At 69.6% G+C, this 13,190-nt stretch carries 9 protein-coding genes; 6 read left to right on the top strand and 3 right to left on the bottom strand.

Features of this window, described 5'->3' with window-relative positions:
• Positions 1-4: 4 nt before the first annotated feature.
• The 6 genes from QMK61_RS07970 to QMK61_RS07945 all read left to right on the top strand — a co-directional run bounded on the left by QMK61_RS07970 (position 5) and on the right by QMK61_RS07945 (position 7,477).
• The gene (locus QMK61_RS07970; RefSeq protein ID WP_302071657.1) at positions 5-2,725 is read left to right on the top strand and encodes a glycoside hydrolase family 2 TIM barrel-domain containing protein; all 2,721 of its coding nucleotides are present in this window, start codon (positions 5-7) and stop codon (positions 2,723-2,725) included.
• A 16-nt stretch (positions 2,726-2,741) separates the two neighbouring features.
• Positions 2,742-3,749, top strand: coding sequence for a LacI family DNA-binding transcriptional regulator (locus QMK61_RS07965; protein ID WP_302071656.1), 1,008 nt, complete (start codon positions 2,742-2,744; stop codon positions 3,747-3,749).
• Positions 3,750-3,829: 80 nt separating this feature from the next.
• Positions 3,830-4,675, top strand: a complete 846-nt coding sequence (locus tag QMK61_RS07960; RefSeq protein ID WP_302071655.1) for a sulfotransferase — start codon at positions 3,830-3,832, stop codon at positions 4,673-4,675.
• A gap of 246 nt (positions 4,676-4,921) precedes the next feature.
• A complete protein-coding gene (locus tag QMK61_RS07955; protein WP_302071654.1) occupies positions 4,922-5,299 on the top strand; it encodes a BlaI/MecI/CopY family transcriptional regulator in 378 nt (125 codons plus the stop codon).
• Complete coding sequence (locus QMK61_RS07950) at positions 5,296-6,858, top strand: M56 family metallopeptidase (protein WP_302071653.1); 1,563 nt, start codon at positions 5,296-5,298, stop codon at positions 6,856-6,858. The genes QMK61_RS07955 and QMK61_RS07950 overlap by 4 nt, the downstream gene beginning before the upstream one ends.
• A gap of 139 nt (positions 6,859-6,997) precedes the next feature.
• Positions 6,998-7,477 carry a nuclear transport factor 2 family protein gene (locus tag QMK61_RS07945; RefSeq protein WP_302071652.1) on the top strand — a complete coding sequence of 160 codons (480 nt, stop codon included), beginning with the start codon at positions 6,998-7,000 and terminating at the stop codon, positions 7,475-7,477.
• 156 nt (positions 7,478-7,633) lie between these two features.
• Here the strand turns inward: QMK61_RS07945 and QMK61_RS07940 are convergent, their stop codons facing one another.
• Genes QMK61_RS07940 through QMK61_RS07930 form a run of 3 tightly spaced genes read right to left on the bottom strand, consistent with a single transcriptional unit; the run spans position 7,634 to position 13,139 of the window.
• Entirely contained in the window at positions 7,634-10,753 is a 3,120-nt protein-coding gene (locus tag QMK61_RS07940; RefSeq protein ID WP_302071651.1) for a CusA/CzcA family heavy metal efflux RND transporter, read from the bottom strand.
• Positions 10,753-11,847, bottom strand: a complete 1,095-nt coding sequence (locus tag QMK61_RS07935; protein ID WP_302071649.1) for an efflux RND transporter periplasmic adaptor subunit — start codon at positions 11,845-11,847, stop codon at positions 10,753-10,755. The genes QMK61_RS07940 and QMK61_RS07935 overlap by 1 nt, the downstream gene beginning before the upstream one ends.
• Positions 11,844-13,139 (bottom strand): TolC family protein, encoded by a 1,296-nt coding sequence (locus tag QMK61_RS07930; RefSeq protein WP_302071647.1) that lies wholly within the window; start codon positions 13,137-13,139, stop codon positions 11,844-11,846. Before QMK61_RS07930 ends, QMK61_RS07935 begins: the two co-directional genes overlap by 4 nt.
• Between the last annotated feature and the right edge of the window lie 51 nt (positions 13,140-13,190).

The raw sequence follows: 13,190 nt of genomic DNA, 5'->3' as shown, positions 1-13,190 counted from the left end.
CCTCATGCGCATCCTGGCCGCATCCCTGCTTCTCACGATGGTGGCGCTGGCGGCCGCGTCGGCCGCCCATGCCGGAACCACCTTCGCGCCCACCCGGGTGGACGGCGGCGCCGGCGCCACGACCGCCGTGGCCCACTGGCAGATCCAATCCAGCGCCAAGGCACAGCAGGACGGCGTGGAGATTTCCTCCGCTGGCTTTTCCACCAAGGGCTGGTACCCGGTCAGCGGCCGCGCCACGGTGATGGCGGGACTGCTGGAGAACGGCGTCTACAAGGACGACGTGTTCCATGGCGACAACCTGCGCGCGGTGCAGGTGCCCGACGCCAGCGGCAACCTGTTCGTGAACCCGTGGTGGTACCGCACCGAGTTCACCCTCGCCGACGGCGCGCCGGGATTGCACACGCTGCTGCGCGCCCACGGCATCATCGCGAGCGCCGACGTGTGGGTGAACGGGCACCGGGTTGCCGACCACGCGACCGTCGCCGGCGCCTATCCCGTGCACGAACTCGACGTGACGCGCTGGGTGCACGCGGGCCGCAACGTGCTCGCGCTGCGCGTGCATCCGGGCGATCCGCGGCGCAGCCTGTCGATCGGCTGGGTCGACTGGAACCCGACGCCGCCGGACAACAACATGGGCCCGTGGCGGGGCGTGGACATCGTGCGCAGCGGGCCGGTCCAGTTGCGTTTCCCGCGGGTGATCCCGGCGCTGTCGCTGCCCGCTCTCGACCATGCCGCACTGACCGTGAAGGTGGAGGCGCGCAACCTCGACGCGGTGGCGCACGAGGCCACGATCACCGGCGAGGTGGCCGGCGTGGCGCTGCGGCGGACGATCCGTCTCGACCCCGGCCAGGCGCAGACGGTGTCGTTCACGCCCAAGACCGACCCGGGGCTGGACCTGAGCCATCCGAAGATCTGGTGGCCGGTCGGCATGGGCGCGCACCCGCTGTATGCGTTGAAACTGGCCGCCACCGTCGACGGCGCGGCCTCCGACCGGGCCGGCACGAGCTTCGGCATACGCAGCGTCAGTTCCCGGCTCACCAGGCAGGGCTATCGACAGTTCCTCGTCAACGGCCGGCCGGTGCTGATCCGCGGCGCGGGCTGGGCGCCGGACATGTTCCTGCGCGACGACCCCGCGCGCATGGAGGCCGAGTTCAGCTACGTGCGCAACCTCGGGCTCAACACGATCCGCAGCGAGGGCAAGCTGGAGGATGCGCGCTTCTACGATCTCGCCGACCGCGACGGCATCATGGTCCTGGCCGGCTGGGAGTGCTGCGACAAGTGGGAGTCGGCGGCGAAGACCGGCGGCGCGCCGTGGGACGCGGCGGACGAGCAGGTGGCTGCGGACTCCATGGCCAGCGAGGCGCGTCTGCTGCGCAACCACCCGTCGGTGATCGGCTTCCTGATCGGCAGCGACAACGCGCCGCCGCCGGAGATTGCGAAAATGTACGTCGACACCCTGCGCGCCGAGGACTGGGCGGCGCCGATCATCGCGGCGGCATCGGACCAGGCCACCGCCGAGACCGGCCCCTCCGGGATGAAGATGACCGGGCCTTACGCATGGGTGCCGCCGGCGTACTGGTATGCCGACAGGCTGGGCGGTGCGTTCGGCTTCAACTCCGAGACCGGCGCGGGCGCCGACATCCCGCGGCTGGAGGACCTCGTCCGCATGCTGTCGCCGCAGGAGCGGGAAGCGCTGTGGAAGTACCCGCAGGTGCGGCAGTACCACGCGTCCGCCGCCTGGTCGCCGTTCGCCAGCCTCGCGCCGTTCGACACCGCGCTGGCCAGGCGCTACGGCGCACCCAGGAACCTCGCGGACTACGTTGCCAAGGCCCAGCTCGACAACTACGACAACACCCGCGCCCAGTTCGAGGCGTTCAGCGCGCACATGGACGCGGCCAAGCCGTCGACCGGCGTGATCTACTGGATGCTCAACAACGCCTGGCCCTCGCTGCACTGGCACCTGTACGACTACTACCTGAACCCGGCCGGCGCCTACTTCGGCGCCAGGAAGGCCAACGAGCCGGTGCACATCCAGTACGCGTACGACAGCCGCGCGGTCGTGCTGGTCAACCATACCCCCACCGACGCGCGCGGCCTGCAGGCGGACATCCGCGTGCGCGACCTGGACGGCAGCGTGCGCTACCAGCGGCACCTGCAGGGCATCGACCTTGCCGGCCACCGCACGCGGTCGCTGGCGACGCTGCCGGCGCCGGCCGGCCTGTCGAGCGTCTACTTCGTCGAGCTCGAACTCGCGTCCGCCGACGGCAAGCCGGTCAGCCGCAACGTGTACTGGCTCTCCACCCGGCCCGACGAGCTCGACTGGGCGCATTCGAACTGGTACCTCACGCCGCTGACGCAGTACGCGGACCTGACTGCGCTGCAATCCCTGCCGGCGGCGACGAGCGAGGTCCGGGCCACGCTGCGGCATACGGGGGCAGGGGACGAGGTCGCCGTCACGCTGACGGTTCCCGCGTCGTCCAGGACCGTGGCATTGTTCCAGCACGTGTCGATCAGGCGATCCCCCGGCGGCGAACCCGTGCTGCCGATCCTGTGGAGCGACAATGACGTCACGCTGTGGCCCGGCGAATCGCTCACCCTGATTGCGCATTGTGCGGGGCAGGGGACGGCGCCGGTCGTCGAAGTGGATGGGTGGAACGTTCCCACCCGGAGCTTCCCGGTCGTCGTCGGGAACGGAACCGGCGCCCCGCGGGAAAAGACCCATTGAACCAGGCCAGACTTGCATGACGCGCGTGACCATCAGCGACGTCGCCCGTACCGTGGGGACATCGAAAAAGACCATCTCGCGGGTGCTCAACAACGACCCGAACGTGAGCGATTCCATGCGCCAGCGCGTGCTGGACGCCATCGCCGCGCTCAACTACCGGCCGCTCACCTCGGCGCGCAGCCTGGCCACCAACCGCTCCTTCATGATCGGACTGCTGTACGACAACCGCTCGCCCAGTTACATCATGGAAGTGCAGGCCGGCGTGCTGGATGCCTGCGAGGCGCAGCACTACAGCATGATGGTGCAGCCGCTGGTCTCGACCGCGCCGGATTTCGTGGAACGGGTGGAGGACATCCTGTCGCGGCACCAGCCCGACGGCCTGATCCTCACGCCGCCGATCACCGACCACCCGCAGCTGCTGGAATGCCTGCGCGGAAACGGCCTGCCGTTCGCCTCGATCGCGCCGCGCCAGCCCGGGTCATGCATCGGCGCGATGCTGCGCGAGCGCGAAGCCGCCGCGGCGATGGTCCATCACCTGGTATCGCTCGGCCATCGCCGCATCGCGCACATCCTCGGCGATCCCGAGCACGGCGCCGGCCTCTGGCGCCTGGCGGGCTATCGCGACGGACTCGGGCGCGCCGGGCTGAAGGAAGACCCCGCATATATGGTGCAGGGCCGGTTCTCCTTCGAGTCGGGCGTGGCGGCCATGCGCCAGTTGCTGGCGTTGCCGCAACGGCCGACGGCCATCTTCGCGGCCGACGACGACATGGCGGTCGGCGCGATCTGGGCCGCCGCCGAGGCGGGGGTGTCGATTCCCCGCGACATCTCCATCTGCGGCTTCGACGACACCACGATGGCGACGCAGGTGTGGCCGCCGCTGACCACCGTCCACCAGCCCGTGCGCGAGATGGGGCGGCGCGCCACCCAGGAGCTGATGCTGCGCGTGTTGAACAAGGGCGAGCCCCGCATGGTCGAGCTCGATTACGAAATGCGCATCCGTGCCTCGACCGCGCCACCGCCCTAGCCGGATTGCGTACTATCCCGCGGACGGCCCGGCCGGATGCCGTTCCGCCATCCACCGACGATCCAGAGGAGCGCGCCCGCATGCCTGCAGCATCCGCCACCGCGAAGCCGGCCCGGAAGTTCCACTTCATTTCCGGGCTGCCACGCTCGGGCAGCACGCTGCTGGCCGCCATCCTCGGCCAGAACCCGCGCTTCCGTGCGGGCATGACCAGCCCGCTCGCCGACATCATGGGCGCGGTGATCGCCGAGGCGAGCAGCAAGAACGACTTCTCGTTCGACGTCTCCGACGAGCAGCGCGTGGCGATGCTGCGCGGCCTGGTCGGGAGTTTCTACGCGGCCGACGCGGACGCCGAGGTGGTCTTCGACACCAGCCGGCTGTGGTGCAGCCGGATGCAGCTGCTCGACACGCTGTTCCCGCAGGCGAAGGTGATCGCCTGCGTGCGCCAGCTGCCCTGGGTGCTGGACAGCATGGAACGGCTGGTGCGCCGGCAGCCGGTCGGCGTCAGCAAGGTGTTCCGCTTCGACACCAACACCACGGTGTACTCGCGCGTCGAGGCGCTGACCGACCCGCGCGGCATGGTGGGCTTCGCCTTCCAGGCCACCAAGGACGCGTTCTACGGCCAGTACGCGCCCGGCCACCTGCTACTGCTGAGCTACGAGAGCCTGGTGCGCAACCCCGCGGCCGCCATGCGTGCGGTCTACCAGTTCATCGGCGAGCCCTGGTTCGAGCACGACTTCGAGCACGTCGCCTACCGCGCGGACGAGTTCGACGCCCGCGTCGGCATGCCGGGCCTGCACACCGTGCGCCCGAAGGTGGCGCCGGTCGAGCGCACCTCCATCCTCCCGCGCGAGATCTTCGGCCGCTTCGTGAACGAGTCGTTCTGGATGGACCCGAAGAACAATGTGAGCCAGGTGCCCATCGTGTAAAACCGCGCCGTAGAACCGCGCCTGGGCGGCTCCGCCAGCCAGCCCGTTGCTTGTGCATGACCGGCTCCCGCGCCCCGTGGCATCGGCTGCGATGAAGCGGTGCGCGGCGCGGCAGTCCTGGATGGAGCGCGCCGCCGAAGATGGCAGGCGTGGCTGCCGGGCCATGTCTACTAAGAATATAGTTGACAACGCTGGAAGTGGCCCTAGTATCTACTAAACCAATAGTAGACAGGGCAGGTGAACGGCATGAAGATATCCCTCACCGACCGCGAGGCCGATGTGATGCAGGCGCTTTGGGAGCTGGGCGCATCGACGGTGGCCGCAGTACGCGAACACCTCGCCGACCCGCTGGCTTACACCACCGTGCTGACCGTGTTGCGCACGCTGGAGGCCAAGGGCTACGTGAGCCATGAGGAAGCCGGCCGCGGGCACCGCTTCTTCGCCACCATCAAGCAGCAGGCGGCGCGCAAGAACGCCGTGCAGCACCTCACCGAGAAGCTGTTCAAAGGCTCGACCGAGCTGCTGTTCTCGCACCTGGTCTCCGAGCAGAAGCTCAGCGCCGACCAGCTCGCGCGCATGCGCCGGTTGCTGGCCGAACACGCAGGCAAGGAGAAGCCGGAATGATCGCCTGGATGATCTACGCCACGCTGGTGGCGCTGGCGCTGGGCGCAGCCGCGTTCACCGCCGAACGCGCGGCGCGGGTACGCCGCGGGACCACCCGCTGGGTCTGGCTCATGGTGATGATCGGCTCGCTGGCGCTGCCGGCGCTGATCTCCTCGGTGACGCTGCGCCTGCCGGGCATGCTGCAGTCCGGCGCGATGCCGCCACCGATCGCCCTGCGCGACGTCACCTCCATTCCGATGCCGGCGCTGCTGGTGCCGCTGGATGGCTCGCAGCCCTATGGCGCGCCGGACCACGTGGCGATGTGGATACGAACGGCCTGGCTTGCCCTGTCGATCCTGGTGCTGTGCGCGCTGGCCGCCAGCGCCGTACTGCTGCATCGGCGCAAGCGCCACTGGAGCGAGGCCACGGTCTGCGGCGAGCACGTGCTGGTGGCGCCGGATGCGGGCCCCGCCGTGGCTGGCCTGCTGCGGCCGCGGATCGTGGTGCCGGCGTGGCTGCTGCAGGAGCCCGGGAAGCAGCATGACGTACTGGCGCACGAGCGCTCGCATCTGGAAGCCGGCGACCCGCGCCTGATCGCGTTGGCCGTGGCGCTGCTGGCGTTGATGCCATGGAATCCGCTGCTGTGGTGGCAGCTCCACCGCCTGCGCCGCGCCATCGAGGTGGACTGCGACACACGCGTGCTCCGCGGCGGCCGCGACCCTGCGGCGTACTGCGAAACCCTGCTGCACGTCGGGCAGTGCCAGACCTCCCGGTTCGGCCTGGTGCCGGCAATGTCCGGATCCGGTTCCTTCCTGGAACAGAGGATCAGGCTCATGCTCGCGAAACGGAACCAATGGACCGGCGTATCGGCGCTGGTGCTGGTATGTGCCTCGCTGGGAATGACCGCGTTCGCGGCGCAGGTCACGCCGCCGAGTGGCGCGGCGCCCGATATCAAGGATGCGGTCATGCTGCGGCCCGCCGTGCTGGACCGCTATGCGGGCTTCTACAAGGTCAGCGCGATCTCGAAGGTCGCGGTCACCCGCTCCGGCAACGGCCTCGTCATCGCCATCAGCGCGCAGATGGCGGCACCCAAGCCGTTCTATGCGGTGCCGCTGGGCGCGGACCGCTTTTCCATCCAGGGGCAACCCGCGATGGCGCGCTTCGTCATGGACGCCGGCGGCCATGCCCAGCGCATGATCATCGAAATGAACGGCCGCGCGGTGCTGGACACGCGGAGGGTCGATGCCGCCGAAGCGGGGCGCATCGACGCCGCGCTGGCCGAACGCATCCGCGCCGGGCAGCCGTACCCGGGCAGCCAGAAGGCGCTGGAGCTCCTGCTGCGCGATCCCGTCGACGGCGCCGGCATGAGCAAGGACCTGGCAGAGATCCGCCAGGAACAGCGCGCCTCGCGCGAGCAGTATCTCGCCGGGCTCGGACCGGTGCAGTCGTATACCTTCACCGGCATCAACCAGTACGGCGACGACGTGTACGCGGTGAAACACGCCCACGGCACGGAGATCATCAGCCTCGTGGTCGACTCCGACGGTACGCTGGCGAGGGCATTCCGCCACCCCCGCTGATCCGCCGCTTTCACCGGTCGCGAGCCGGGCGCTTCCCACGCCCGGCATCAGCTCCCTGCAGGCCGCACATCCGCGGCCGTCTTCGGACGGCCGCCAGGGCAGCGCTTGCCTGGGCGCTCACCACTGAAGGAGCTACGCCGTGGAAATCCGCACCATCCTGCGCCATGCCATCGTCGCCACGGCGATCAGCACGGTCGCCACCGCCGCCGTCGCCTCGCCGCCGTCGCCCGGCCGCCGCACCGACGACGCCTGGCTACGCCAGGCCCTCATCGCACGCGAAGGCGCACTGAGCCGCGCCTACGACACCTGCAACCTGCACGCACTACGCGCCAGCCTGTTCGCCGGCACTGTCCTCGGGACGCCCGATGGGCGACGCATAGACCCGGTGATCGACGCGCGCGACCGGGTTTGCGGTCGCCTGCATCGGCACGTGACGCCAGGCAGCCTGTCGGTGCGTGGAGTCGGGGACGACAGTGCATGGGTCGATGGGATGCAGCGCTTCTGCGCGCTGGCCGGCGGCTCCTGTTCCACGCGGGGCGAGCGATTTGTCCATCTATGGACGCTGGATCACGGCCAGTGGCGAATGAGCCTGATGCTCGACCTGGGCGTTGCGCGTTGACAGTCTGGCGCCGGTAGCCCCGCACTGCGCCACAGCACACGTTGGGCGAAAGCGCCTCGCGCCGAGCGGCCTTCTTCAGGCCGTTGGGCGAAAAGGAAGACCGCCTGCCTGCTCCAGGCCATGCACGCTGCCCGTGGCACATGCCCGCCACTTCCTTCATGGTGCGTTCTCATTGGCCAGGCGCCTGGCGGCGCGTTCTTCCATCCAGTCATAGAGCACCGGCAGCAGCACCAGCGTGAGCAGCGTGGAGGTGATCAGGCCGCCCACCACCACCGTGGCCAGCGGGCGCTGGGTCTCGGCGCCGACGCCGGTGGAGAGCAGCATCGGCACCAGGCCGAGGATCGCCACGCTGGCGGTCATCAGCACCGGCCGCAGGCGCAGCGCGGTGCCGCGCACCACGGCTTCGCGCACCGAAAGCCCCTTTTCACGCTGCTCGTTGAGGAAGCTCACCAGCACGATGCCGTTGAGCATCGCCACGCCGAACACCGCGATGAAGCCGATCGCCGAGGGCACCGACAGGTACTGCCCGGTGACGGCAAGCGCGACGATGCCGCCGATGGTCGCGAACGGCACGTTGGCCAGGATCAGGCCGGCGTACTTCACCGAGTTGAAGGCGGTGTACAGCAGCACGAAGATGAAGAAGATCGTGGCCGGCACGATCAGCGACAGCCGCTTCAGCGCGCGCTGCTGGTTCTCGAAGGCGCCGCCCCATTCGGCGTAGTAGCCGGCGGGCATGCGCACCTTGGCGTCGATCGCCGCGTTGGCCTCCTTCACGAAGCCGTCGATGTCGCGGCCGCGCACGTCCATCTGGATCACCGCATAACGCTGCAGCTGCTCGCGGCGGATGAACGAATAGCCTTCCGTGTCGCTGACCCTGGCCACCTGCGACAGCTGCACGATGGCGCCGCCCGGCGTGCGGATCGGGATGCGCTCGATCGCCGGCAGCGACGCCTTGTCGGCATCGTCCAGCCGCACCGTCATGTCGAAGCGCCTGATGCCGTCGAGCAGGGTGCCCACCGGTTCGCCGCCGATGCCGTTCTTCACCACCGCCAGCACGTCGTCGGCGTTCAGGCCGTAGCGGGCCAGGGCGTCGCGGTCGACCTGGATGCGGATCTGCGGCTTGCCGATGTTGGCTTCCAGCGCCAGGTCGGCGACGCCGGGCACGGTGGCCAGCACGTCCTTGATCTTCCCGCTGAGGCGATCCAGTTCGCCCAGGTCGTCTCCGTAGAGCTTGAGCGCCAGGGTGGCCCGCACGCCGGAGATCAGTTCCTCGATGCGCATCTGGATCGGCTGCGTATAGCTGACCACCGCCGTCGGCAGGGCAGCGGAGAGCTCCTTCTGCATGGCCGCCTCGATGCTCTCCAGCATCTGCCCGTCGCGCCACTGCTGGCGGGGCTTGAGCGGGGTGTAGACCTCCATGTAGTTGACGTCGGCCGTCTCGCCCTTCTCGGCGCGCCCGATCATCGCCAGCGTGGTGTCGACCTCGGGGAACTTCTTCCTGATCAGCGCCGACACCTGGCGCGAGATGCCGATCGACTCGTCCAGCGAGGCCGAGGGGATCGAGGTGATGCGCCACATGATGGCGCCCTCCTTGAGGTTGGGCATGAACTCCTTGCCCAGGAACGGGAACAGCGCCAGGCTGCCCGCCAGCGCGACGCCGGCGATGATCATCACCAGCCTGCGCCGGGCCAGCGACCACGCCAGCACGCGCGCGTAATTGCGCTTGAGGAACGCGACCAGCCGCGTGTCCCTTTCCGCCCCGGGCTTGAGCACCAGCGCCGCCAGCACCGGGACCAGCGTCAGCGCCAGCAGCAGCGAGCCGGCCATGGCGAAGCTGATGTTGAACGCCATCGGCTTGAACATCTTGCCTTCCAGCCCCTGCAGGCCGAACAGCGGCAGGAACACCACGATGATGATCAGGATCGCGAAGGCGATCGGGTTGGCCACCTCGCGGGCGGCCGCCAGCACCGCGGCGGTGCGGTCCACCGGCTGACCGTGCGCCTTGCGCTCGGCCATGATGCGGAAGGCGTTTTCCACCATCACCACGGCGCCGTCGACCATCATGCCGATGCCGATCGCCAGTCCCGCCAGCGACATCAGGTTGGCCGACAGGCCCGCCTGGCCCATGCCGATGAAGGCGATCAGCATCGCCAGCGGCAGCGCGATCACTACCACCAGCGCGCTGCGCAACTCGCCGAGGAACAGGAACAGGATCACCGCCACCAGGATCGAGCCCTCGACCAGCGCACGCACCGCGGTTTCGACGGCGGCGTTGACCAGCCCGGTACGCTCGTACACCGGCCTGACCTCGACGCCATCGGGCAGGGCGCGCCTGACCGTGTCGAGCCTGGCCTTGACCGCGTCGACCACGTTCCTGGCGTTCTCGCCGATGCGCGCCAGCGCCTGGCCCATCACCACTTCCTTGCCGTCGCGGGTCACCGCGCCGGTGCGTGGCGCGCCCGCCTCGGTCACCGTGGCGACGTCGCGCACGTAGACCGGCGTGCCGTCCTCGGCCTTGAGCACGATGTTGCCGATGTCCCTGGCGTCGGAGACCAGTCCAAGGCCGCGTACCAGGTACTGCTCGCGCCCCACGTCGACGTAGTTGCCGCCGACCTGGGCGTTGTTGGCCTGCAGCGCCCCGATCACGTCCTTGAAGCCCAGCTGGTGCGCGATCAGCTTCATCGGGTCGATGCGCACCTGGTACTGCTTTTCCTGCCCGCCCCACGAGGTGACGTCATCGACGCCGGGGGCGGTGCGCAGGATCAGGCGCACCGTCCAGTCCTGCAGCGTGCGCAGGTCCATGTCGCCCGGTGCGTTCCTGAGCGCATCGTCGGCGCGCTCGACCGTGTACCAGAACACCTGGCCGAGGCCGGAGGTATTCGGGCCCATCTCCGGCTTGCCATAGCCGGCAGGGAGGCGGTCGCCCACCTGTTGCAGCCGCTCGTTGACCAGCTGGCGGGCGAAGTAGATGTCCATGCCGTCGGCGAAATACACCGCCACGTACGACAGGCCGAACAGGCTCACCGAGCGGATCTCCTGCACCTCGGGCAGGCCGGCCAGGGCCGACTCGACCGGCGTGGTGAGCAACTGCTCCACGTCCTCGGCGGCCAGGCCCGGGGCTTCGGTGTAGACGTTCACCTGCACCGGCGTGACGTCGGGGAAGGCGTCGACCGGCAACTGGCGCACGGCCTGATAGCCGAGCACGCCGACCACGGCGAACACGATCAGCACCAGCACCTTGTAGCGGAGGGAGAGCTCAACCAGTCGTTCCAGCATCACTCTTCTCCCAGCTGCGCGCGGAGCAGGCGCGCCTTGAGCACGAAAGCACCCTTGCGCACGTAGGGTGTACCCGGCTTCAGGCCCTGCTTGATGACGGTCCAGCCACCGTGGGTTTCACCGGTGACCACCGGGGCGGCCTCGAACGGACTCGTGCCATGGGCGACGAATACGGTGGGCTGGTTCTGCAGCAACACGACCGCGTCGGCTGGCACCGCCACGGATTCGTCCTCGCCGCCGACCGCGATGTACGCCTCGACCAGCTCGCCGGGGTGCAGGAGGTCCTGGCGGTTGTCCACCTCGATCCGTACCGGCACCGTGCGGGTGCGCTCGCTGGCCTGATGCGAGCGCTGGATGACCGCGCCAGGCAGCTCGGTGCCGTGGGCGATCACGCGGACGCGATCGCCCGGCTTGACCCGCGCGGCCCCGGCGGGGGTCATCTGCGCCTCGACCCAGACCGAGTTCTCCTGGACCAGGGTGAACAGCGTCCGTCCTGCGGCGACGCGCTCGCCGACCAGGAAGTCGTCCGTCGTGATGCGGCCCTCGGAAGGAGCGAGCAGGTCGTAGCTGCCGTCGGCCCGGGCCGAGCCCGCCTTCAGCAGGTTCCGGATCTGGCCTTCGGACAGGCCGTAGGCGCGCAACTTCGCGTTGGCCTGGTCGCGTGCCACCCTTGCCTCGTTGTAGCGGCGGGCGGATACGGCCTGCGGCCCCAGCGCCGCGATCCGGCGCCAATCCTGCTCGGCGACGATCAGTTCGCCCTGGGTGCCGGCGACATCGACGCTGGACAGTTCCACCAACGGGTCACCCGCTTTCACCACGTCGCCCAGGCGGGCCTTGCGCTTGAGTACCTGCGACGCCACCCGGGGGGAGACGAGCACGGTGGAGTAGGCATCCGCCTCGACCTCGCCCGGCGCCTTCAGTTCGTCGGCAAGCGTTCGCGTCGCGGCCTTGTCGACGATGATGCCGGCTTCCTTGACGGCGCCGGCATCCAGCGCGAGGGGGTTGCCGGCCGGGGCATGCTGGGCCAGCGCACCCGCGCAGGCGAGCGTGAGCGAAAGAGCGAGCAGGGGGCGGCAAAGGAGAAGGTCATTCATCGGTTCGCGTCCTGGGTGCGCCCGGCAAGCCAGTCGTTCAGACGGCCTGCCGCAGTGAGGTAGTCGAACCAGGCCTGCCAGGCCTGGCCTTCGAGTTCGAGGCCGGACAGCGCGGTGTCCAGGCTCTGCTTGAGCTGCACGAGGTAATCGGAGGTGCCGATTTCGCCAGCCCGCCACAGCTTTTCGAGCAGGGCCACGCGATCCTCGAAGGCCGCCGCGCGGCTGCCCCGGAACGCCTCGTCGGCATGGCGCAGCGCGCGATAGCGCTCGGAGAACCCGGCCAGCCGCGCGTCGAGTGACTGGCGCCGCGACTGCAACCTGGCCGCCGCCGCATCGACATCGGCGATGGCCGCGTCAACCTCGGCGCGGCCGTTGTTGAGCACGGGCAGCGGGATCGACACGCTCATCCCGATGACGCGATCCGTCCGCGGGCCGCTGCGCACCTGCCCGCCGGTGAAGCTGATCGTGGGATCGGGAACGCGAGCGCGGCGGGCAACCTGCACGCCGGCTTCGGCGCTCGCAAGCTCGGACCGTGCCTGCACCATGTCGGGCAGATCGCCGGTCGCCCTCGGCGTGATGACGTCGATCGCCGGAGGCAGCCCGGACGGGAGCGGAGGAGGGGCTGGCGCGACGCGCCCCTCGATGGCGAGCAAGGCCGCTTGCGCCGCGGCAGCCTGGCTTTGCAGCGTTGCCTGCTGCACCTGGGCCTCGCCCAGGGCGAGAGCCGCAAGATCCCGTTCAGGGCTGCCGATGTCTCCGACCTTCAGGCGTTCCGCGGCCAGCGCGTCGAAGCGTCGCATCAGCGCCACCCGGCGCTGTCCAAGCCCGGACTGACGCCCGGCAAGGGCGGCGACCGCCCATGCCTTGAGCCATCGTGCCGCCAGATCGCGGCGCTGCACGTCGTAGGCGGCCTCGCTGGCGCGCAGCTCGGCCTGGCCCTGATCCGCCCGGGCGCGCCGCTTTCTCCCCAGATCCAGCGGCAGGCTGATCCCTGTCGTTCGCCGGTCGACGTCGGCGTTTTCCGCGTCCAACGCCAGCGACGGGTTGTACAGCGGCTGCGCCGCGGCCCGCGCCCGGGCACGAGCGGCCTCAAGCTCCGCGCGGGCGGCCTGGATATCCGGACTGCTGTTCCAGAGGCGCCTTACGGCTTCCGCCAGAGCCGGGGGCGCGAGAGGAGACGGGCGTGTCGAGGGAGCGAGCGCATCGCGTCCCTCGAACTGGGGTGTTGCCGCACAGGCGGCAGCGAACAGCAAGCAGACGGCGCCGAGGGGCACCGAACGAAACGCGGACATGCGGGATTCTCCTGAAGGCAGACACAGGCGCCCGGCCGTGATTCACGGCGA

Source organism: Fulvimonas sp. R45 (assembly GCF_030504985.1).
Classification (GTDB): domain Bacteria; phylum Pseudomonadota; class Gammaproteobacteria; order Xanthomonadales; family Rhodanobacteraceae; genus Rhodanobacter_A.
Note: the sequence above shows the minus strand (reverse complement) of the source record. Positions and strands in the feature narration are given on the sequence as shown.